General features: G+C 46.6%; 15 protein-coding genes and 3 pseudogenes. 3 read left to right on the top strand and 15 right to left on the bottom strand.

Features of this window, described 5'->3' with window-relative positions:
• Positions 1 to 23: 23 nt before the first annotated feature.
• The 4 genes and pseudogenes from JHU38_RS02115 to JHU38_RS02100 all read right to left on the bottom strand — a co-directional run.
• Positions 24 to 1,346, bottom strand: coding sequence for a sigma-54-dependent transcriptional regulator (locus JHU38_RS02115; protein ID WP_004371709.1), 1,323 nt, complete (start codon positions 1,344 to 1,346; stop codon positions 24 to 26).
• On the bottom strand, positions 1,339 to 3,657 hold the full coding sequence (locus JHU38_RS02110; protein WP_004371708.1) for a hybrid sensor histidine kinase/response regulator: 2,319 nt from the start codon (positions 3,655 to 3,657) through the stop codon (positions 1,339 to 1,341). Before JHU38_RS02110 ends, JHU38_RS02115 begins: the two co-directional genes overlap by 8 nt.
• Complete coding sequence (tet(Q), locus tag JHU38_RS02105) at positions 3,657 to 5,582, bottom strand: tetracycline resistance ribosomal protection protein Tet(Q) (protein WP_004371707.1); 1,926 nt, start codon at positions 5,580 to 5,582, stop codon at positions 3,657 to 3,659. The genes JHU38_RS02110 and tet(Q) overlap by 1 nt, the downstream gene beginning before the upstream one ends.
• 656 nt (positions 5,583 to 6,238) lie before the next feature.
• Positions 6,239 to 8,008 (bottom strand): annotated as a pseudogene (locus tag JHU38_RS02100) (helicase-related protein); the annotation flags it as partial.
• A gap of 526 nt (positions 8,009 to 8,534) precedes the next feature.
• Between JHU38_RS02100 and JHU38_RS02095 the strand changes: the two are divergent.
• On the top strand, positions 8,535 to 10,010 hold the full coding sequence (locus JHU38_RS02095) for a TonB-dependent receptor (RefSeq protein WP_227985655.1): 1,476 nt from the start codon (positions 8,535 to 8,537) through the stop codon (positions 10,008 to 10,010).
• 149 nt (positions 10,011 to 10,159) lie between these two features.
• Here JHU38_RS02095 and erm(F) read toward each other — a convergent pair whose 3' ends face one another.
• Positions 10,160 to 10,960: a 23S rRNA (adenine(2058)-N(6))-methyltransferase Erm(F) gene (erm(F), locus tag JHU38_RS02090; RefSeq protein WP_004359035.1), complete on the bottom strand. Its 801-nt coding sequence runs from the start codon at positions 10,958 to 10,960 to the stop codon at positions 10,160 to 10,162.
• Positions 10,961 to 11,153: 193 nt separating this feature from the next.
• On the opposite strand from erm(F), the pseudogene JHU38_RS02085 reads away from it, so the two are divergent.
• Both JHU38_RS02085 and JHU38_RS02080 read left to right on the top strand, forming a co-directional pair.
• Positions 11,154 to 12,135 (top strand): annotated as a pseudogene (locus JHU38_RS02085) (IS30-like element IS4351 family transposase).
• A complete protein-coding gene (locus tag JHU38_RS02080; RefSeq protein ID WP_004359029.1) occupies positions 12,132 to 12,389 on the top strand; it encodes a hypothetical protein in 258 nt (85 codons plus the stop codon). The pseudogene JHU38_RS02085 and the gene JHU38_RS02080 overlap by 4 nt, the downstream one beginning before the upstream one ends.
• Positions 12,390 to 12,607: 218 nt before the next feature.
• Here the strand turns inward: JHU38_RS02080 and JHU38_RS02075 are convergent, their stop codons facing one another.
• The 10 genes and pseudogenes from JHU38_RS02075 to JHU38_RS02030 all read right to left on the bottom strand — a co-directional run bounded on the left by JHU38_RS02075 (position 12,608) and on the right by JHU38_RS02030 (position 22,825).
• Entirely contained in the window at positions 12,608 to 13,027 is a 420-nt protein-coding gene (locus tag JHU38_RS02075; protein ID WP_004359027.1) for a plasmid mobilization protein, read from the bottom strand.
• 192 nt (positions 13,028 to 13,219) lie between these two features.
• The gene (locus tag JHU38_RS02070; protein WP_207859286.1) at positions 13,220 to 13,729 is read right to left on the bottom strand and encodes a DUF3408 domain-containing protein; all 510 of its coding nucleotides are present in this window, start codon (positions 13,727 to 13,729) and stop codon (positions 13,220 to 13,222) included.
• Entirely contained in the window at positions 13,717 to 14,031 is a 315-nt protein-coding gene (locus JHU38_RS02065) for a helix-turn-helix domain-containing protein (RefSeq protein WP_207859283.1), read from the bottom strand. Before JHU38_RS02065 ends, JHU38_RS02070 begins: the two co-directional genes overlap by 13 nt.
• 20 nt (positions 14,032 to 14,051) lie before the next feature.
• Positions 14,052 to 14,321, bottom strand: coding sequence for a helix-turn-helix domain-containing protein (locus JHU38_RS02060; RefSeq protein ID WP_004384674.1), 270 nt, complete (start codon positions 14,319 to 14,321; stop codon positions 14,052 to 14,054).
• A 396-nt stretch (positions 14,322 to 14,717) separates the two neighbouring features.
• Positions 14,718 to 14,948 carry a hypothetical protein gene (locus JHU38_RS02055; RefSeq protein ID WP_207859281.1) on the bottom strand — a complete coding sequence of 77 codons (231 nt, stop codon included), beginning with the start codon at positions 14,946 to 14,948 and terminating at the stop codon, positions 14,718 to 14,720.
• Positions 14,949 to 14,987: 39 nt separating this feature from the next.
• Positions 14,988 to 15,473: a DUF1896 domain-containing protein gene (locus tag JHU38_RS02050; RefSeq protein WP_207859290.1), complete on the bottom strand. Its 486-nt coding sequence runs from the start codon at positions 15,471 to 15,473 to the stop codon at positions 14,988 to 14,990.
• A 14-nt stretch (positions 15,474 to 15,487) separates the two neighbouring features.
• Complete coding sequence (locus tag JHU38_RS02045) at positions 15,488 to 16,807, bottom strand: site-specific integrase (RefSeq protein WP_207859278.1); 1,320 nt, start codon at positions 16,805 to 16,807, stop codon at positions 15,488 to 15,490.
• A 12-nt stretch (positions 16,808 to 16,819) separates the two neighbouring features.
• Positions 16,820 to 18,073, bottom strand: coding sequence for a site-specific integrase (locus JHU38_RS02040; protein ID WP_207859276.1), 1,254 nt, complete (start codon positions 18,071 to 18,073; stop codon positions 16,820 to 16,822).
• Positions 18,074 to 18,339: 266 nt separating this feature from the next.
• Positions 18,340 to 22,383: pseudogene (locus tag JHU38_RS02035) on the bottom strand (N-6 DNA methylase); the annotation flags it as partial.
• Positions 22,373 to 22,825, bottom strand: coding sequence for a DUF1896 domain-containing protein (locus JHU38_RS02030; RefSeq protein ID WP_004371702.1), 453 nt, complete (start codon positions 22,823 to 22,825; stop codon positions 22,373 to 22,375). The gene JHU38_RS02030 and the pseudogene JHU38_RS02035, both read right to left, overlap by 11 nt.
• Positions 22,826 to 22,898 lie beyond the last annotated feature (73 nt).

Below are 22,898 nucleotides of genomic sequence, written 5' to 3'. Positions count from 1 at the left end.
AGCCAAATTCAGTGAATTACAGGCTATGATTGCTTGAATTTATATTTAAGTCCATACTCTTCAAGTTTGCTGTATAGTGTTGTCCTGCCTATTCCGAGCAGTTCGGCGGCGACACTCCGGTTGCCGTTTGCCTGTTTCAACGCACGCAATATCCGCTCCTTATCCTCCGCGTCATTGCGCAAGGCGAAGCTGACAGTAGAGGTCGGTTTCGTCACGGCAAGTTCCAGATGCTCTTTCATGACAACACCTTCCTGCGCCTGCAATACAGCACCCATAACTTTCTGCCGAAGTTCCCGCACGTTGCCCGGCCATGTGTGGGTCAGTAACGCTTTTCGGGCTTCGGAACTGAAACCGCTCACATTACACTCCAGTTCCTTGTTGGCTATCTCGCGGAAGAACTCCGCAAGCGGCATGATGTCCTCCTTACAGTCACGCAAAGGCGGCACGGTTATCACGAAGTCATGCAAGCGGTAGAGTAAATCCTGTCGGAAACGCTTTTCATTCACCGCTACTTCCAAATCCTCGTTGGTGGCGGCGATGATGCGGACATTGAAACTCCTGTCCGATTTGTCACCAACCGGGCGATACCGCCTCTCTTGTATGGCACGGAGCAACATCTGTTGGGTTTCCAACGCGAGGTTTCCCACCTCGTCCAGAAACAACGTGCCGCCTTCCGCTTCATGGAAATACCCTTTCTTGGTGCTGTCCGCACCTGTAAACGCTCCCTTGACGTGTCCGAAGAATGCCGACGGCGCAAGTTCTTTTGAGAGTGAACCGCAGTCAACCGCCACGAAGGGTTTGCCCGTACGTTTGCTCTTGTCGTGCAGGTGGTGGGCGATATGTTCCTTGCCCGTGCCGTTCTCTCCGAATATCATCACGCTCATGTCGGTTGCTGCTACCAGCCTTATGCGGTGCATGATTTTCTGAAAGGCGGAACCTTCACGGGCGAACACGGGCATACGGGATTGTCCCGCCTGCCGTTCTTTCTGTATGGAACGGAGAAGAGGGACAAGTTTATCCTCCACAAGTTGTTTGGGGATATAGTCTATCGAACCGAGCTTCATGCTTTCCACTGCGGTATGCACTTCGGCATAGTCTGTCATGATAATGAAAGGTTGCATCTTTCCCTCCTTTCGCATCCAGCGCAAGAGGTCTATGCCGTTACCGTCAGGCAGGCGCAGGTCGGCAACCACGATGTCATTATCCGTCGCCTGTTGCAGATGTTTCTTCGCTGTTGACAGGTGGTAAGCCTTCACGGTACGGTAGCCCTCCCGTGACAGCATGTTGCAGACAAACTCGCAGTACACGATGTTGTCTTCCACCACAATTATTTTTGTCTTATCCATTTTCGTATTTTCTCCTTTCCTCTTCTGCCAACCGGATTATTTCCGCTCCCTTGTTCAACACGGCGATCACGGCATGGCTTAACACTTCTTCATCTGGGATTACATCGCTATGAAGCAATCTGTAAAGTTCCCTCAACGGTTGGTCAGCACGGAGTATCTCCCATGAGCTACGCAGGTGGTGTGTCAGGGAATCTAACTTTCGCAGGTCTTTTTCTGTTGCCGCTTCCCGTATTGTCTGCATCTCCTTTTCGGTTTCCGTCATCAACTTTTCCAGCATAACGGCTTCATTGCCGTAGGACAACAAGGCTGAAAAATCCGGTTTCCCGTCCGGTGTTTCTTTTATGGCACACCTGTCGGAAACCTCCATCAACTCCGATATGGAGAACGGCTTGAACAGGCATCCGGCAAAGCCTTTTGCCAATAGTTCCCCTTTGTTACAACTGCCCGAAGCGGTTGCCACAACCACCGGGATTGTTGGTGAATTGCCCACGTTGGACGAACGCAATAGTTCCAGCAATTCGAAACCGTTTATACCGGACATATTCAAGTCTGTCAGCAACAGGCTGTATTCTTTCTGGCGTATCATTTCCATCAGTGCCGCAGCATCGGTGCAAGTGTCGCAGTGTATTCCTTCTTGGGAATACATCTCTTTCAGCATCAGAAGTAATACCTCATCATTGTCAATGGCGACAACATCATGGAATTTATTGTTATGATAAACAGGTGTATTGCTTGTATATCCAAGCTGTTCTTCAGCTTCCTGCATAGAAATTTCAACTGTGAAACGACTGCCTTTCCCTTTCTTGCTGTCCAAACGGATTGTTCCGCCAAGCATCGACACAATATTACGCATTATGGCAAGCCCAAGCCCGAAACCCTCCTTTGCGGCGGCATTTGATAGACGTTCAAACGCACCGAACGCTTGTTTCTGTTCCTCTTCTGTCATGCCTGTACCTGTATCTTCAACGACCAGTGTCAGAACTCCATTGTCATATTCAGTAATCAAAGAAACACCGCCTTCTTCTGTGAACTTGACAGCGTTTGACAGCAGGTTATTCCCGATTTGTATTATTCGCTCTTTGTCGGTCAATACAATGGCATCGTGTCCAGTCTTCACGGACAAGGACAACCCTTTGTTCACGGCAACAGGCATGAACTCCGTTTCAAGTGTGTGCGTGATTGCAGAAATCCGGCAGGGTGACAGACGGGGCTGTTCCTTGCCGTTGTCCAGGCGGAAGAAGTCAAGCAAAGTGTTGAGCATATCCCGCATACGGTCGGAGGATTGCAGTATATTTTGGATATATTGCCCATTATTACCGCTATTGCATTCTTTCCGCAAAAGTTCGGTATAGCCGGTTATTGCCGTCAGTGGTGTACGCAACTCATGGGTAATAGTATGTACCGCTTTCTTTCGGGAGGTTATGAGTACCTCATTTTGTTGCACGGACTGTTCCAATTGCTCGATCAAATCCGTTGTCTTGCGTTTGTATCGTTTAATGTTCTTTGCATCACGGTGTATGATGATATCGGAAATGACCAACAGCAAAAGAACAAATCCCATCAAGCCGCCTATCTGCATAAATGATTTTTTACGCATGGCTGTTATCTCGCTTTCTCTATTTTGTAAATCAGATTGTACCTTCTTTTCGATTTGGCAAATCAATCCTTGCAGTTGTCTGTTAAGTTCTGCATTACGGGCAGCAAGACTATCGGCTTGTTCTGACAATCGACGGCTCTGCGCTTTCTGTTCGTTGACCATGTTTCTATTGGATGAACGGAGCGTAGTCGTTGTTGTCGTTGGCTTCGTTCCCTCTTTTTTGCCGAAGATGCTCAAGAAACCTTTTCGTTTTGGCTTTTTGGACTGTTCCTGCACACTTTTCTGCACAATAACCGGAATTTGATTGGCTATCTTCTTGTTAATAGATTGTTGTTCATCCATTAACCGGACTATCTGGAACATCTGTCGTTCCTTATCCTCTAAAAGACTGCGCACACTATCGATGCGCTCTGCTGGATAGGTGGCCTTGAAACGGCAGAGCATACTGTCCATTGCCATACGCCGTGCATGGTAATGCTCGATATCTTTATCGTTCCATTCCAGTATTGTTTCACCCAATAGAGAAAATTTTATCATTTGAATATTGATATTGTTTATTTCTTTTCGGAGCTCGTCTATTTTTTTATTGCCAAGTTCTAATGCTTCTATCTCCTGCCATTCATAGAGGCTATTATATGCCATACATCCGATAAGAATGGAGATAAGTATATATCCCAACCGTATTGCCTTATAGAAATTTCCTGACCGCTCCATTATTTTGATGACATTGATTTTTGAAACATGAATAAAAGTTTATCTTTTTCGTTCATACGGATATTATCAGAATAATCGCCTTTTGTTATTTGATACCCGCATGGCTTAACCATAAAAACGCCTAAGCCCTTAGTGTATGAACTTACTTCTGAGGCGTAGTCTTTACTTGTATTTAATGGAACTTTCCCTTTAATATGACACCACTCATTATTGCAACTGATGTCTTCAATCTCAGACATCATTTTTTGCAAATCTGTAATAGCTTTGGAACTTGCCGATTGGGGTATCTGCAACTCAAAATAGAGCATCGGTTCGAGGATGTCCACACCTGACTGTTGCAAGGCCAGCCTGAAGACATAAGGGGTCAGCTGTCTGAAATCAGCAGGTGTACTTACCGGGCTATAATACTCGGCTTGAGTAAAAGTTACTTTCAGATCAGTCACTTCCCATCCATGTAAACCAGATTGGCAAGACATACGAATCCCTTCAAAAACGGCATTTTGAAAAGAATGGTTCAGATAACCATAGGAGATGTCACTTTCGATTTGCAACCCTGTCCCTAACGGTAAGGGTTCAATAGTCAGCCCTATTGTGGCCCAATAAGGGTTGGGCGGCACTTCGATCTGAATAATCTTATTCACCTTTTTTATAGGTCGTTCTTTGTAGATAGTCTTGATCTCATCAAAATGGACCTTGACGGAAAATCGTTCTTCCAGCAATGTCTGTATGATTTCCTTTTGTGTCAAACCATATAACGAGATTTCCAATTCATCACTATATGAGTTTATGGAAAAGGACAAAGACGGGTCTTCAATCCACAATGTATTCAGAGCGGATATCACCTTGCTTCTCTCTTCGGGCCTGTCTGGCCGGACGGAGGATTTGAGAGCGGGATGCTGACGAGATAACCCTTGAATCAAACAAGGTTTAGCACCTAAATAATCTCCGATTCGAAAATCTTCCATATCTTCTACAATCGCGATATCATTGGCCCCCACTTCATCAACATTTATCTCTCTGCCCTGATAAATAGTCTTTAGATTTTTAATCTTGATGAATTTTTCCGAATCGTTGATTCTTACAATGTCTCGAAGTCTCAGACTTCCGTCAATTATTTTTAGAAAACTTCTTTTATGTCCTTTGGGGTCATGCTCTATCTTATAGAGATAAGCTGAAAGTCTGTTTGAGACTGATTCTGGAGGAAGTATAAAAGAAGAGATGGCGTCCAACAACTCATTGATACCGATATTGAACATTGCTGATCCATGTAGTACCGGATAGACTTTGGCTTTTGCCACAAGATCGATTATCGTATTCCAATAATCAGCCGGTGAAATTTCGCTATCCGCCAAATATCGTTCTAATATATTGTCGTCATGGTTGCATACAAATTCTTTGTATTCTTCCTTTATATATGTTTGGGAGCAAATCGGATAAACCAATCCATCGACAATAGTTTGCATAAACAGGACATCTTGAGACAGATTTGTTTTTATATCCAGATACAAACGCTCTAAATTCACACCGTCACGGTCAATTTTATTGATAAATATAATTGTCGGGATTTGCAGTTTTTGTAAAGTATTGAACAGCAACTTTGTTTGCGCTTGTATGCCTTCCTTTGCGGATAAGATGAGGACTGCTCCATCAAGCATTTTGAATGTCCGCTCCACTTCCGCAATAAAATCCATGTGTCCCGGAGTGTCAATGATATTGCATTTCACACCATTCCTGATAATAGATGTCGTAGAAGCCCGAACAGTAATTCCTCTACGTTTCTCTATATCCATAGAGTCTGTTATGGTGTCACCATTATCCACACGGCCGCACTTTTCCGTTGCTCCACTGGCAAACAGCAGATTCTCGGTTACGGAAGTTTTTCCTGCATCAATGTGAGCAAGAATTCCTAAATTTATAATATTCATTTGGATTAAGCAATAATATACTACAATAGATGCATTGTCGAAATGCACCTTTTAATACCTCCTCGTAGCATGTGAGAACTACAGGATTACTAACTCGTATTAATATGTATATTATTACTGCCGCATAACGATTACAAAATTACACAAAAAAATATATCTAACAAAAGTGGGAGGATTTTTTAACTTTTTACCATAGACATTTTATTAGGGAAGCGTAGGTTCAACTGGCAAGTACAAATAAGTAGAAATGTTTGAACAACACCGTTTTAGGAAGTTGAAAAATCAAGTTTCTCTCTCGGTATAACGTTTATTTTGGCCAATATCTTCTTTAGTTTGGCATTTGAGTATTTCCCATTCGTGTTCTATTTAGCTCCTTATTATGAGTATGTAGCAAGTTGCTTATCAAATTCAGCCTCTTTGAGGGTCAAATATGGTTTTGCAAATGGTGACTGACAAGACATAAACAAGGTCAGCAGGATTTTTTACATAAATGAACATGAATGTATATAACCTAAAATAAGAATAAATTTTAATAAGGGCTGCCCAAAAAGAAAAAAATGCAGTTGCCATCCTACAGATACTTGCAGAAAGGATAAAATTTACTTTTAGACCTTTTGGGATAGCCCTTATTAATACTTCAGATAAAATTCCTAAGGTTATATTTTCAATCCTTTGGACCGGGTTTCCTCCTTGGCATACAGTCCTGGACGCCCGATTATGACATGGTTGGCAACGATACTATCCGCCGGACTGCGTATCTGCGGCGGTGCATTTTCGGGATATTGCACCTGCCTGTTCCGCACATCTTCCGCTTCCGGTTTGACCTGTTGCCCCTCGTTCTCCTTTTCGGCGACTTCGGGCGTGGGCGGCGCAAGCTCCAGCTGTATCTTGCGGTCAAGGGCGGCAAGTTCGGACTTCAACTGCTTCAACTCGTCCTCCTTCTTCCACACCTTGCCAGCTATCTCCTGCAACTGCGGTATCTCCCTTTTCAGTACCTCGTTCTTCGCCTTATACTGGTCGATGATTGAGGGTATCCTCTCAATCGCGTTGAGGAAATTGCGGGCGGCAGCCAACGGGTCAGCCAGCGCCAGATGCCCGTTGTTGTAGGTGTACTTGTAGTTTCCCTCTATCACGAAACGGTTGTCGGTAAACTCCAATCCCTCTTTGAGTATCCTTTCGCTCACCACCTTTATCGGAAAACCGTAAAGCTCTCCGACCTGCGTGTAAAGCCCGCCCGTAGTGGCGTTTTTCGCTATCTCCTGCAAACGCTTTCCGATAACCTTCTCATCGGCGGAATCCACACCGTCCACCTTAATTATATTAAGGCGGTTGCCCTCCTTGTCGGTCTGCACCACCGACAGGAAGCGGTTCCAGTCCTCCGTCATGGCATCTATGAAAGCCGTGTTGTTGCGCAACTCGCCGGTCTTTGACTCCAGCTTGAACTCCGAATCACGCTTGCCCTTGTTGAACGACTTGCGTTCCCCTTCGAGCGATGCGATCCGCTTCTCCAGTTTCGCCTTATCCAAAAGGTCGGTGTTGCCGGATAACAACGCCATGTACTCCGAGAAGTTCATGCCCGATTTCTCGTCCATTGCCCCCTCGTCGATGGTACGCGCCCCCATAGCACCGCTTTTGAGCTGCGAGATGAAAGTTTGCTTGCAGTGCAGGAGGTTGAACTTGTAGCTGTCCAGTGACTTCTCCACCGCGTAGATGATTACATCCACGTTGTTCCCGGCGAAATGCTTGGCAATCTCATTTCCTGCCCTAACTCCGCGTCCGTCACGCTGTTGCAGGTCGGATGGCCGCCACGGTGTGTCCAAATGATGGATTGCCACACACCTTTTCTGCGCATTCACACCCGTTCCGAGCATGGAGGTGGAGCCGAACAGCACACGCACCGTTCCGGCATTCATGGCGTCTATCACCGCCTTCCGCGCCTTGTCGGTCTTGCACTCCTGAATGAAGCGCACCTCGCTTGGCGGTATGCCGTAGTCCTCCGTCAGCTTGCGCTTGATTTCCGAATAGACGTTCCACCCATCGCCCGGCTGATATGTCCCCAAGTCCGAGAAAACGAACTGCGTTCCCTTTTGCGCGTCGTATTTTTGGTAATATTCCGCGATCATCTTGGCACAGTGGCTCGCCTTGTTGTCGGGATGGTCTTCATAATTCGGGTCTATCATGCGCATGTCGAGTGCCATTTTCCGGGCATAGTCCGTGGCGATAAGCATCTTCGCCTTTTCTTCCGTTTCCGAAAGCGGCAGCCTGCCCAACAGGGTGGCATCGCCCGTCTTGGCGAACTGCATCAGCTTCTGAATGAAGTCCTCCTGCTCCGGCGTGGGCGGTATGTGGTGCAGTATCTCGTTCTTGGCGGGGCGGTCAACGCCCACATCCTCCGCCGTTCGGTAGTCCGTAATCTCATTATAAAAGTAATGGGGGTGAATGTAATCGACTGATTACTAATAAAAAGCAGAATATATAATCTGATAAGGTGAACGACTAAGAAACGAGCGAGTTTCTTTCCCTTTCTTTATTCTGCAAAGTCTCAAAGAACTCTCTGTTTGATGTTGCAAAGATAGCGATATAATTCATATAAGCAAAGTATTTACGTTGTTTTTTCAATGAAAATCAACCTTAGACATTTCTAATTCTATAAAATCGCCATTTTAAGGTATTGCATATATCTATGAACAATGGTAATTTTGCAAAATGATAATCAAAAGAATTCTTTTAATCTTCATCATTCTACTTCTGCTGTTTCCCACTGCTAATGCTACTATTTTGAATTTAGTTGTGGGTGATACTATATACCCTACTCGAAAACATGTTTCTTCATTACATAAAACGATAGAACTCGATGAAGTTCAAGTTATTGGACAGCGGAAATTGTTTTCCATAAGAAAAGACACCACGTTTATCAATACTGATTGCCTTCGAGTAAGGAAAGGTGCTAACTTGGAAGACTTAATCAGGAATATTCCGGGCATGGAATACGACAAGGCGAACAGGCAACTATCATTCAAAGGAAAGCCATTGAACGGCGTAAACATCAATGGCGAGACCTTTATGGGCAACGACATTATCGCAGCGTTGGAGAATATGCCAACCGATGCAGTGGAACTACTGAAACTGTATGACATGCTCAGCGCATTGGAGAAAATGACGGGAGTAGATGATGGTGCCGACAATTATGTGCTGGACATCAAGACCAAATCTACCTACAATGGCAGCCTGACAGGAACACTAACGGCTGAACACGGCAATCGCGACAGACGCAGGGATGAGGTACAGGGCAATCTATTCAATGCCGATGGCGAAAACACCTCGCTGACTTTGCGCTCTGACAATCTTAGTAATATGAACATTGGGGGAAACAATTTCCAAAACATATTGTCGGGCAATATCGTGAAGAAATTTGGTAAGAAAATTACGCTCAATGCAAGCCTCTCACTCAATGCCTTCCACAATGGAAGCGAGAATCATGACTATGATGAGCAATATCTTTCATCGGGAACAAAATATCGGGAATCAATGCTGCTTTCCTTGAGCAAGAATCACAGTAATGCCGCAAACATAAATCTGCAGTATAACATAGACAAAAAGACTTTGCTGAATATAAGTGCAAATGGAAACTTCGGACGGTCAGACAACCTGACTGACAACACAACATACCTATATGAGCGCAATACGGCTGCGGACACGCTGACCTCGGGAACGCTGCGAAATAACACAAAAAGCAATGGAAAGAATTACCATGTATCTGCCGACCTCACACGGCGGATTGGCAAGGCTGGGGCATCATTTACCGTGAAGGCGACACTTGGCGGTAACTCGAATGAAACTAATAATACCAGCCTTTCACTGACGAAATTCCACCACCTGCGCAACGCTGTGGGCGGAGATTCACTACTGTTGCGCAATCTTTGCCAACAACTGCCCACCCTGCGCAACGAAAGCAGAATATCATTGCAATATACCCATCCTTTTGGCAAACAGTTGAAATTGCAGACAGGGTACGGACTGCATCACGAAGAGGATAGAAACACAAGCAACACTTACGACTATACTATACCGAATAGACCATACATAGATAGCCTAAGTTATGAGAACACACTATCTATATGTGGGCAGGAACTCACCCTGAGAATGGATTATAAGGGTAAGCAATGGAAGATAAACAGTGGCATTGATGTAGAATGGCAACGCAGGAATATCTGCCGGCAACACAATTCGGAAACAGTGGACTATACAGTCAAGGCTACGGAATACAAGCCCAAGTTCGGCGCAAAGTGGAACAACGGAAAAATAGAAGTTGAACTGCGTTATAACGGAAACACACAACAGCCTTCCATACAGGCTTTGCTGACACTTGATGACAAGAGGCACATAACAAACAAATTGGCAATAGAGCCGGTGAAGTACTTCTATTGAACTTTTGTGCAATGTTGAAGATTAGTAATTCTATTCAACATTTGTGCTAAAAGTCGGCTCCATCGCCAATTTGCCAGCCGTTATGCGGCAGCTTAAAAAAAGACGACACCAAACCAAAAAAATCATCTTGACAACCACCCGACTTTGAACTACGAAGGATGAAATTTTTCAGGGACAACTTCCAGCATTTCCAAAAAACAGTTTAACCATTGACTTGGAGACAAACAAACAATTTGAGCATTAAGGTTTAAACCGAATTTTTCCGAAATTGACCTGACCTGACTTTTCCTGAAAATCGACTTTAAAGCTGTTTTTACAGATAAATCAGGTTTCTCTAACAGACAGGAAATAAATGCTAAGTATTTGGCTTTAAACTTAAAATCAAAAAATAAGTGTTTTCTTTTAATGTTTAACAGGGCTGATTTGACAGTTGGCGGTGGCAAGAAACTTTCAGGACCTACCTCATAGACAAGTTTCAAATCAAAAAAAGTATGATAGAAAACGGTATATGGATTGTAAAGCTTCCTCGAAAATAACTTTTGTGTAGGTTCTAATTGAAGGATAATGGAACCTCCCAGAAAATTTCCAAGACTCTCAAACATCAGGATTTTGAAAATATCGGAAGTAATGCCATAAGGAATATTTGACACCACTTTGAAAGGAAATTTCGGAACTGCAAAATTCCTAAAATCACAACCGACAACTTGAACATTTCGGGCATCAGAAAATAATTTTCGTAAATGTTCAACCAAAGCTGTGTCGTTTTCAATAGCAACAACATTGTTGGCGATTTTTAATAAATGAACAGTAAGAAACCCCTTGCCTGCCCCAATATCTAAAACCGTATCCTGATTACTTATATTTGCTTGTCTTATTGCATCTTTTATTAGCACTTTATCAATAGTAAAGTGCTGACCCGTAAAACGAACGGGCAATTTCTTTTTTGTCATTAGTAACTTCTTACAGGTGAATACTTCTTGAGTTCAACTTATAAATGCAACTTTTTGGGTGCGGATAATAAGCAATAAAAACATTTATTTTTCAGAGAGGAAAGAGAGACAATGTCCCCCTTTCTCTCACTCTGAATGGATAAAGTTTGCTATCTTTGCTTTAATTGTCCGTCCAAAGAAAAAAAAGTTGCAGATGAGCAAACATATAACCGAGGAACAAAGGTATGCAATTTTCTATGATGTTGCAAATACCGATGAGCAAAAAAGCAATAGCGGAAGCTATCGGAGTAGATAAAAGCACTGTTTACAGGGAGATAAAGCGCAATTGCGACGCCCGAAGTGGTAGCTATAGCATGGAGCTTGCCCAGCGAAAAGCAGACAGGCGCAAGCAGCAAAAACATCGCAAGGAAGTGCTTACACCGGCAATGAGAAAACGGATAATAAAGCTGTTGAAGAAAGGATTCAGCCCGGAGCAGATTGTCGGCAGGAGCCGCTTGGAGGGAATTGCGATGGTATCTCACGAAACGATATATCGCTGGATTTGGGAGGATAAGCGGCGGGGTGGCAAACTGCACAAATATCTTCGCAGACAAGGTCGCAGGTATGCCAAACGTGGTTCTAAAAATGCAGGGCGAGGATTTATCCCAGGCAGGGTGGATATTGATGAGCGTCCCGAGATAGTGGAACTGAAGGAGAGATTTGGTGATTTAGAGATAGATACAATTATTGGTAAGAACCACAAAGGTGCCATTCTTACCATTAACGACAGAGCAACAAGCAGGGTCTGGATACGCAAGTTGTCGGGAAAAGAAGCCATCCCGGTAGCTAAGATTGCAGTATGGGCACTGCGGAAAGTGAAAAACTTAATACACACAATTACGGCTGACAATGGAAAGGAGTTTGCAAAGCACGAGGAAATTGCGCAAAAATTGGAAATAAAATTCTATTTTTGCAAACCATACCACTCATGGGAACGTGGTGCCAATGAAAACACCAACGGGCTTATCAGGCAGTATATCCCAAAGGGTAAGGACTTTAGTGAAGTAACCAACAAACAGATTAAGTGGATTGAAAATAAACTCAATAATCGACCTCGTAAAAGACTTGGATACCTCACGCCAAACGAAAAATTTAAACAAATTATTAATCAGAATTCTGTTGCATTTGCAAGTTGAATTCAGCTTATAATAAGAAAGGAGATGAAGAATTTACTTCCCAACAGGACATTTTATTCCCTAAAGTGTTTGATGTTGATGGCATGCGAGTTTTTATTTATTGGAAACTTCCACATCCTGTGGAAAAGCTCTATCCATATGTTGATTACAAAATACGGAAAATTTCAAAAGATACGTTAGTTATAGGGGATTATACAGACTTTGTGTTTGTTAATGGTCATGGTAATGCCCCAAATCGGGAATTGTCAAAATAAAAAAATAATAAATGTGGGGTAATACTCCAAATCGGGAGTTATTGAAATAATTATCTGATTATCAATGTACTTTCCAAAAGATAAAGTATTAGGGCAGAGTGGAAAAATCGTTGAAACTGGTCCTATGTAATCGTTCAAAGTGACCCTTTTGTATCATCCAAAGAGGGATTGGACATTCGCGGTACGATACGAGTATGGGTGTTATGATTTATCAGCATTCATTCTTCTCTACTCCCAAAGGATTTTGTCAGTTGTACTGCTTGCTGTTGTAGTCTGATGAGAATTTGGGAATAGGTTTCGAGTTTGCCGAGCAGTTGTTGAGCAGTGGCAACAGAATGATAAGTATTGAGGACTTTCACGACTTCGTTGTACAGAACTCCTATCTTATGAGCCAAGGCAACGATTTCTGAGAGTTTCTCCAAGTAAGGTTCTTTTGCAGGGTCTTGGGTGATGACCTTAAAAGATTCACCAAGAAGCCTTGCTCGGACAAAGTCGCTCTTTGTCTTTGCTCCCGACTTGCGATAGAGTCTGATAAGTTTCTGCTGGTCTTCGGAATTAGGTATTCTGATGTGCCATCTGTCCCATCGTGGGCAGGTGGCACATCTGCCGTCTGGCTTCTTTTGTTTTTGCTTCTTCATTGCTTTCTAATCACGACTTTGGAGTGATTTAATCCCCTTTCGGGGCAAGGGTCTTTGTGGTACAAATGGCAATTTGTGGTACAAAGACACACCTTGCTGATGTAGAAAATGGGATTATAAGCCCCTGCTGTGTTACTGCATTCATTGAATACAGTAACTCGGCGTAGGCTTGCATTCGAGGAATGCAGTAATTCAGAGTTTCCTCCATCTTTCCACATCTTCCTTGTATTGGTCGAGGTGTTCCCGCAGTACCTGTTCGACATATCCCGAAACGCTCGCTCCATGCTCACCGATTCTCCGCACCACGAAGTCTAACTTTCGTTGGGTTTCCTCTGATACATACACGGCTTTGCGGTGGCTGTTGCGAAAGGGCTGGAGATATTTCCCCTGAAACTCGGATAATTGCTTTCTGTCCTTTGTTTTTCCTATTCTTTGATGAAATTCTTCGGTAGAAGTAGCCCTTTCTGTTGGCGACAACGCTGTTTCTTGATAGGACGGTTGAGAAAAATCCTTGTTACTCTCCTTGTCATTTTGTTCCTCAACTTTATAAACAGGCTCAAACCTTCTCTTTCCCTCTTCATAATCGGAGGGCTGGTCAAAATCGGGTAACTCTTCGGGCTTGCGGAGCTTAACGCCATAATTTCCCATATCTCTAATGGCTTGTTCCAAGCGTTGTTTCCTTTTTTCATCTATTCTTGCCATAATTTCTTGGGTATCGGGTTATAGTGTTTTTCAAGCATGGCTTGTATGTCGCTCTGCTTGTAGAGTATCTTCCCTCCGATTTTGTAGAAAGGAAGTATTCTTGCATTTCTGTACTCTTGGAGCGTGCGTGTGCTGAGTCGTAAGTGGCTGCACACTTCCTCGCTCGAAAGGTAAACCTCGCCATCTAACATCGGACGAGCTGTGGCGCAATAACGCTCCAGTTTCTTTAAGATGCCCTCCATCAGTTGTGAAAACAACTGCATCTGAGGGTCTTCCCGCGTAATGATTTCATTCTCTGCCATAATTCATTCATTCTTTGATTTCAATCCTTGACTGCATTCAGCATTTCACTGATGTCGGTCTGTTTGTAATAACACTTGTGTCCAATCATGGAGAAAGGGATTTTGCCCGTATCTCGGTATGATTGTAGGGTACGCTTGCTGATGCCTAAACGCTTGCACACGGCTTCGTTGTCGAGCCATTGCTCGGTCTCAGGCGGATTGCCGATGAGTTTTTCCACGTGGTGGATAAAGTCTGCAAATTCAGAGCGGTGCCGCTCCCACGCTTTGCGGTCGATGATAATGAGTTTCATTGCCTTAATTCTGTTTTGGTTACTTTATTGTTATTCGGCAATGGAGCTGTTATGCTGCCCGTTGCCGTACTTATCGGGTGCAAAAGTAAGTGGTCAAGAGCATCGCTGCAAGGAATGAGGAAAAGCAGAGAAATGTTAGGAAAACAAGAGAAAAGCTCACGAGGAAATTCCTCAGCATTATTGCGGTAATGAGATGAGGTGCCGGCTCTTTCCTTTTATTGCATATTTGTTGGTCTATCGACAGTTCGATAGTTCGACAAATTGAGAAGTCGAAGTGTCGATAGATAGTTTTATCGATAGATTATTTTGACGATATATAGTTTTGACAACAGATAGTCATGACAACAAATTGTACAAACAATAGATTGTCCGTATTATCGTCAGTCCTATCTGTTGTTAGTTGTTACGCCTTGCGTCCAAAGAGCCTGAGTATGCCGTATTCTTGTCGTGCCTATACTCTCTACGGCAGCCCAGCCCTGCAAGGTTGGGAGAGATGAATACGACCGCATGGATATAGAAAATGGCAATACCACCTTGAAACAGAAAAATCCTGCGGTGGAGATTCTTCTCTTCATCCGCAGGACTCGACCTTGTCAGGGCAGATAGGCTACCGTTGTACCTTTGCACGATAAGAAACGGCTTCAGGGGCTTTGCGTCTGCCTTTGCCTACAACGCCTTTGGACTTGCTTCCTCCGTCAGTTTGACCGTTGGCAGATTGTTGCTCTCGATGAGCAGCACTATCGTGCCTGTGAGTTCGGTGTAAAGACGGCCGTATTGCTCGTCAGAAGCCAATGTGTCCGTCAAACCGAATTTGTCGAATGTGGCTTGAATAGCCTTGTTCGACAACAGTATAGGTACGAGTTTCTCTGGGAGCGGTGCAGGCAGTTCCCTTTCAAACTCGTTCTCCAAGACGGATACAAGCGTATCATACTTGGAAAAGTGCAAGCCCTGATACAAAACCTCACTTGCCATGCTCTCCGCTTCGGGGTGCGTGAAACCTTGCACTACGGCATCGCAGTAGGCGGTAAGAGCCATATCAGCTCGTGCGGTGATAAACTCCGTGTCTTGCAATCTCTCGGGATGATGCTCACTCATGTAACTTCTTAACTTCAATCGAAAGTAGAAAAGTTCCTGTTTGTTGTGCTGTTTCATCTTTATCTTCATCTTCATTTAGCGTTGATATTCAATGATGGTTGCTTTGCAGCCAAAAGAAAAACTGCTTGCTCTCCGCTTGGCTTTTTGGGCGGGCAGACACGCAAAGCCTCTCTAAGTTTCCTTGTGATATTGCTGCCCATGAGTGGCTGCATCTCACGGGCAATCTTACCCTTGCTGACCTTTGCGTAAAGTTCTGTGGTGGAAATGAAACGGTGTCCGAGCATCTTACTGACGGTTTCTATCGGTAGACCGTTCTCCAAGCAGATAGTTGTCGCAAAAGTATGTCGTGCCGTGTGCGAGGTGGCTTCGGTATGAGGTGGGAGTCCTGCCTTGATGATGATGTCCCTTATCTTGCGGTTGAAATGGCTATTCGTGGGGAACTCACGAAAGAGCAAACCCTCCTTTCGTCCGTCACTGACAATGGTGAGTATCTCTTCGGCAATGGGCAACAAGGGGACAATGCTCCTGTTCTGTGTCTTTGTGCGACAGAGCGATATGTACCTACGCCCATCCCCGAATGTATAAACATCGTCCATTCGGAGTTTCTTTAAGTCTGAGAATGCCAGCCCCGTGAAACATCCCAAGAGGAAAATAAGTCTGCAATGGTTATCTGTCGAGCGGTGCGGACGGTAAGCCAAGAGTTTTTGCAGGTCGTCCGCCGTAAGTGCATTGCGCTCGTAGGTAGGCGTTTCTATGTCTATGAGTTCAAAAGGGTCTTCACGAACGTATCGCTCCTGCAATGCCTTGCGAATGACCTGATGCAAGTGGCGTAGGCGGTTGCCGACACTGCTTTCCTTGTTTTCCAAGTCCCGAAGCATAAAAAGGCGATAGTCCTCAAGCAAAGTCTTGTCCACCTCTGTGGGCATACAGTCTGCCCTGTCCCTTACTTGCAGGAAATGAACAAAACTCTTGTAGCTATCCTTAAAAGCCCTGACAGTTGCCTTGCTTAAGGTTCTGCCCTGCAATTCCTCCTTGTATTCACAAACGGATTGATATAGCTTCGTAAGTGTTGGCATGGGGCGACTTTGCTGCATATAACGCTCCTTGAGGTATTCCGCCGTGATATAGTTTTCTTCCCTTAATGTACGTTCATAGAGTGAATGCAAGCACTCTTCTATTGAGTTCAGTTGCAGATTGATGCCGCTTGAATTACCTGTTGTCGCCTTGATGTACCCTTTTCGGGCAAGCCACTCGTCGGGGGAAGTTTGCAACTGCGTGGAAAACGATGAGGACGTTCCGTTACAGGTAATACGGCAACGGATTACGCATAGTCCGTCTTCATTGGTCTTGCTTCTATCTATGTAGAATAGTATGGCAAATGTACTTTTCATTGTTCTGCGGTTTTAGTTGGTCAGTTGATAATGTGCGAGTTGTGGAAGTATTTTCTCTATGTCCAGAAAGACACGCTCGGGAGAAGTCTCCGCATACACTTGCGTGGTTTTGATTTGACTGTGTCCGAGCATTTTGGAAACGCTCTCAATGGACACGCCCTCCGACAGTGTCATCTGAGATGCGAAGGTATGCCGTGCCATGTGATAGGTCAACGTTTTCTGAATACCGCAAAGCCGCGCTATCTTTTTGAGGTGTATGTTTACCGTGTCGCATCCAGGTATGGGCAGCAGATACCCCTTGGGCGGTTCGTGTCGGAAAGCCCTCGTGTGAATGCCCCGATAACGCTCGATAATGGCAGCGGCTTCGGGAAGTAGGGGGATGTGGCACACGTTGCCCGTCTTCATTCTCGGCTTGCGTATCCAAGTCATTCCCGCTTCGTGAAAGATGTGCTGCTCCGTCAAGTGATACACGTCGGTATAGGAAAGCCCCGTCAGGCAGGAGAAAAGGAACATATCCCTCGACACTTTTTCATAGCCTTGCAATTTATCTTCTCCCAAGGCTGCGATACGACCTACCTCTTCCCTTGTGATGTAACGTGGAGTGCCCACCTCCCAACGAATGGAATGGTTGATGAAGGGATAGGTGTCAATGATATGCCGTTTATGCAGGTCTTTGAGCAAGGAAGCCAGCATGGAGAGATAACCAGCCGAAGTGTTGAGCTTGAATCCCTTTTCTTTGGCGAAGTAGTCCTCCAAGTCTTTGATGAGGACTGTGTCCACTTTCTGTACGGGAATATCCTCCACACGGTAGCGATATCTGACGAAGTTTGCCAGATGCTTGCGGAAGAGCAGCAGACATTTCAGCCTCCGCTCGCTGCGGTCTATGCCCACGCGCTCACGGAAGCGGTCGATATACTCGTCTGTATGATGCAGCAGTTCTTGAGATTCGCTATTTAGTCCGAATACAAGTTCCCGTACTCTCTCTGCCGTAATGGGGGCATCGGAGCTACCCGAAAGAGACTCATAAACCTTGTGTATGCTCACCTGAAGGCGGTCAAGTTCCTTGTTTACCGATACGGCTTCGGCACTCTTGCCCAGCAGTCGGTTTTTGCGACTGTCCCACAAACGAGGAGTACACGAGCATTTGCAACTGAACTGTACCATAGAGCGTCCTGCGCTGATGCGTCCCATGATGGGACTTTTTCCGTTTTTGTCCTGCGTACCTCTCTTGAGGTAGAAAAGCAGCTTGAATTTTTCTTTTTCCATTGTTTTTTACTTGCAAAATTACACTTCTTTGAGGAACTTTGAACGATGCAAAACATTGATAATGAAAGAGAAAACTCCGTTTTAGTTACCACTTTCAGCCGTCCTTTTCCTTTCATCGTTTTTCGAACGATTTGGTAACTGAACTCCCTCCTTTTCGCTCCCTTTTCTGCCTGTTTTCTATGATGCAACCCTAAGAAGAAACAAGCAATATCCGCTGTATTTCAGTCAGATATGAGTTTTATGCCATTTTCTGCTTTCTACTCCCATACTTCCGCATAGAAGGCGGCAAGCTCCGGCACTTTGATGAAGTATCGGAAACGCTCCTTCTGCACCACGTTGTTCGTCACGTTGAACTCAAAATCCGTCGTCTTCTTGGCGAATATCGCCGCCCAAGCGTCGAAACACCGGATATCCTGCCGTTCCAGCTCCTTCGGGCGCAGGTACTTGAACAGCAGATACAATTCAGTCAGCGAGTTGCTGATGGTCGTGCCGGAGAGGAACGTAGCTCCCAAATCTTTGCCCGTGCGCTCCTGTATGGTGCGTATGGCAAAGAGCATGTTCAACGCCTTCTGGCTTCCCTCGCTGTTTCCCAGCCCCGCCACACGGTCGTGTCGTGTATTGAAAGTCAGATTTTTGAACTGGTGGCTCTCATCTATGAAGATGTGGTCGATGCCCATCTGCTTGAAATCCACCACGTCGTCCGTGCGTGACTTTATGGCGTGTTCCACCTTCTCCAGCTTCGCTTCAAGGTTGTGCTTGCGCTTCTCCAATCCTTTCAGCATCGCCCGCGACACGTTCTTTCCCTGCTGGCGCAGCACTTCGAGGTTTTCCTCCACCGTGTCAAGCTCCGCTTGCAGGATGCGCTGCTGCAACTCCGGCGACTGCGGTATCTTGCCGAACTGGTCGTGCGACATGATGACACAATCGTAGTCGTTGTTCTTGATATTGTTGAAGAAACGCACGCGGTTGGCGGTCGAAAAGTCCTTTTCCGAAGCGTACAGAATACGTGCGTTGGGATATGCCGCCTGATAGGTGGCGGCAATCTCCGCGACATTGGCTTTCAGCCCGATAATCATCGGCTTGTGCGCCAGATTCAGACGCTTCATTTCATGTGCGGCGATACACATAATCAGCGTCTTGCCGGTTCCCACCTCATGGTCACAAATTCCGCCGCCGTTCTGTTTCAGCATCCAGACACAATCCATCTGCGAGGGATAGACGCTCCTGATGCCCCGGCTTGCCAAGCCTTTCAGATTGAGGTCGGGGAAAGTCTGGTGCGAGCCGTCATACTTCGGGCGCACGAAACAGTTGAACTTGCGGTTATACATCGTCGTCAGCCGCTCCTTGAACTGTGGCGACTGCTCTTCGAGCCATTCGGAGAATCCGTTTCGTATCTCGTCAATCTTGGCGTTGGCGAGCTGTATTCCCTCGCTGTCGCGCACCTTGATGTCGTTGCCATGCTCGTCCTTGCCGATGGACTTCATCATGTCGGGGCAGGTGTTGTGCAGGGCGTGTTTCAGAAGGTGCATACCGTCATAGTTCCGGTAATACCCCTTCACCAGAAACTCGTCCGTGATTTTCATGGTGCGGTAGCCGCACGCCACCGAAAACTCGTCCATGCTGGCGGAGTAGGCGATTTTCACCTCTGTGTCAAACAGCCGGCTCATGTAGGCGGCATAGACACCCGTCGGAATCCAGCGTTCCCCGAAATTGAAGTCCAGATCCTCGAAGGCGATGCGCGGCGGTTCGGCTTCTTTCAGAGCCTCCAACGCCTGCTTCACCTCCGGCATACGTTCACTTTCGGGGTTTTCGCCCATCCAAGCCTCTATGCGTTCCGCCTTCTCTATCACGTTTCCGGCAATAAAGCGGTCCTTAATCTCGTAACCGGTTACGAGCGGATTGTAATAGATACGTTCTTGCAGGGCTGTGAGCAACTCCTCCGCCGTGCTGTCGGTTATCTCCCGCATATAGTCGAGATTGACCGTGCCATATTTGTTGAGCGACGCGGACAAGGCTTCTTCGGGAGAGCCTACGTTGGCATGGCTCTCCACGGAGAAGGAAACAGGACGATCGAAGATGTCCGCCTTGACAAACTTCCCGTTCTCCGCCCGTTCCAGCGAAAGGATGTCACGCCCTCCCGCGTCCATCATCACCAGCTTCACGTTCTGCTTGGCGTTGAGGTTGCCGTAACGCATGACGAACTCATCGTAACAGGTGTTCAGATGCTCACGCCACTGGACATTTGCTTCGTGTAGGTTCGATTCATAGCGGTACAGCCGCTCGTAGGCGTCACGGAGTAAAACATACTGTAACGCCTTCTCCTTCTGGTAGCCTTTCAGGTCGAGCGGCTGGAATGTGGCCCCGTAAGGCGTGATGTCCTTCAGATAGCCGATGTTGCGGCGCGCCCTGTCAGCCACCAGCGAGCCTTCGCGCAGGTGCATCTCCGGCGTGCGGTGGTAGGCACGCGGAGAAAGGTCCACGACTTCCTCCTTCGGCTTTTCCGCTTCGATGTCGGGGAAAAGTGAAGTCGCCACCGCTTCCACTTGAGCATCGGTAGCAGCAGGCGTGGCGGCAACTTTCGGCTGTGTTTCCTCCTGTCGTGGTTGCTCTCGGGAAGTTTCCGGCACAGCTTTCACTTCCGTCTTTTCCGCCGCCACTTGTTTCTCGTTATGCTGTCTTGCCAGCTCCCGAAGTTCCTTCCTGCGTTCCGGCGTCAAACCCATCATCATTTCATAGAAGCCGTTGATGGGAGGATTGGTATCCCAGTCCAACGTGGCATAGATGTCGTCAGGGTCGGCAGGCTTGGCGGCATTGTCCGTTTTCGCCTCCTTGTTTTCCGTAACATTCTGTGTGGTCTGCGGCTTGGACGGAATGCGCCTTGTCGGGCTTTCCTTTTTCGCCGCCTTTTTCTTTTTGGCGGTTTTCGGTTGTTGACTGACTTCTTCCGTCATCCCCCAGAGGTCGAGCAAGGATAGCTGCACACCGTCAGAATATTTCGGACGTGGCTCTATCTCCGGTTTTTCCTCAACGGGTTGCGGTTTTTCTGTCGGAGTTTCCACCGTCTGCGCCGAAGATACCGTTTCCAATTTTATAGCAGGACGCTCTACCTCCTTTTGAACGGTAACTTTTTCTTCCGTTCCCGACTGCCGGATTGTTCCCGAATACAGACGCATGGCGAGCCTGTAATGGAAATCCTCGTCAAGCATACGGCGCAAGTCCCCGGATATGCCTGCGGTCTTGCCCTCGTGCAGATAGACCATAGCGGGTTTCCCGTAGGGGTCGGTGTCAAGTTTCGCCGTCGTATGCACGATGCGTTCCGGGTGGTGGATGAAATAGGCGTTGTCCGTCAGGTCGGTTTTCGTATCCGTCTGTATCACGGTCATCAGCCGTTCGTCCTGCGACATTTCCTTCTTGTTCAGGTGCTTTTGCAGGACAATCAGGTCGCTGCCCACCTCCGTGCCCGCGTTGTCCGTGAACAGGTTGTTGGGCAGGCGTACCGCGGATACCAGATTAGCCTGCCGGAAAAGTTCGTTACGCACGGAGGTCTTGGTGCTGTTCAATACCCCCTGCGAGGTGATAAACGCCACGATACCGCCGTCACGCACGGTATCAAGCCCTTTGAGGAAAAAATAGTTGTGTATGGCGTTCTGGGCGGAGCGTCTGCCGAAGGAATCGCTACGCTGAAACTCCGCGTCGAACACGGCGATGTCACCGAACGGGATGTTAGATACCGCCAAGTCGAAATAATTGTTGAAAGGCTTTTCAATTTTCTCAAAACCGCAGGTGCGCATTTTATGGTCTGGATATAGATGCCGCAGGATTGTCCCCGTGAGCAGATCCTTCTCGAAAGCCATCACATCCGCATCGGGGCTGTGCCGCAGCACGGAATCCACGAACACGCCTACACCTGCCGACGGTTCGAGCATACGGGCGGGGCGGACGCTGTAATCCGCCAGCATGTCCGCGAGGGTGTCAGTTATCTCTTTTGGGGTGTAGAAAGCGGTCAGCACGGATGCTTTCAGCGAATCCACAAACCGCTTGTATTCCGTTTCGTCCTTGCTGTTCTCACGGATGAGCCTGTGCAACTCCACCGTCGGGGCGAACAGTTCGAGGTCGGATTTCGCCCACCGGACGGCATCCGTCAGTTCCTTGGCAGGGTTCAGGATACATTTCAGACCGCCGAAACCGCAGTACCTTTGAAGTATGGCACGCTCTTCGGTTGTCGCCGCTCTCTGTTCCCTGTCAAGGATGAATGCCGTCCGTATCGCCTCGATGTTGTCCCGTAGTTTCTGTTTGCGGTTAAACGCCATATTCCCCGATGTAAAGGACGGTTGCCCCCGTCAGCTCCGTATAGAGCAGGTCGTAATCGGAAGACAGGGCGAAGTTGTCGTCCGAAAGGTCATAGACGGAGAACACGTTGCCGACAAGCGGCAGGAGTTTATGGATAAAGGCTTCTTGTTTCTCTTCCGGCACTTCGTTGGCAAACTCGTTCTCCACGACTTCGTGGAGCATGGCGTACCGGGAATAGTGCAACCCGCGCAGCAGTGTTTCCATCGCCAGTTCCTGCGCACCGTCGGTGGGATAGCCTTCAATCCGCGCCTTTTCATACGTTTCGGCGGCACGATCGGCGCGTTCCCGTATGAAAGCGGTGTCGGTAGCCTGTTCAAACTTGTTCGTGCGGAGGTAGTCCATCAGGTACAGACCGTAATAGGAAAAGTCGGACTGCCCTTCGTTGTTCTTCTTGTTGTTCATTACTTTGGAGTTTAGTGGATTGATATTTAACGGGATAATCGGTTGGAAAAAAGGAAGAAAAAGGCACTCGGTA

Source organism: Prevotella illustrans, from assembly GCF_017426725.1.
In the GTDB taxonomy this organism is placed as follows: Bacteria; Bacteroidota; Bacteroidia; order Bacteroidales; family Bacteroidaceae; genus Prevotella; species Prevotella illustrans.
This window is presented reverse-complemented; position numbering and strand designations above follow the sequence as displayed.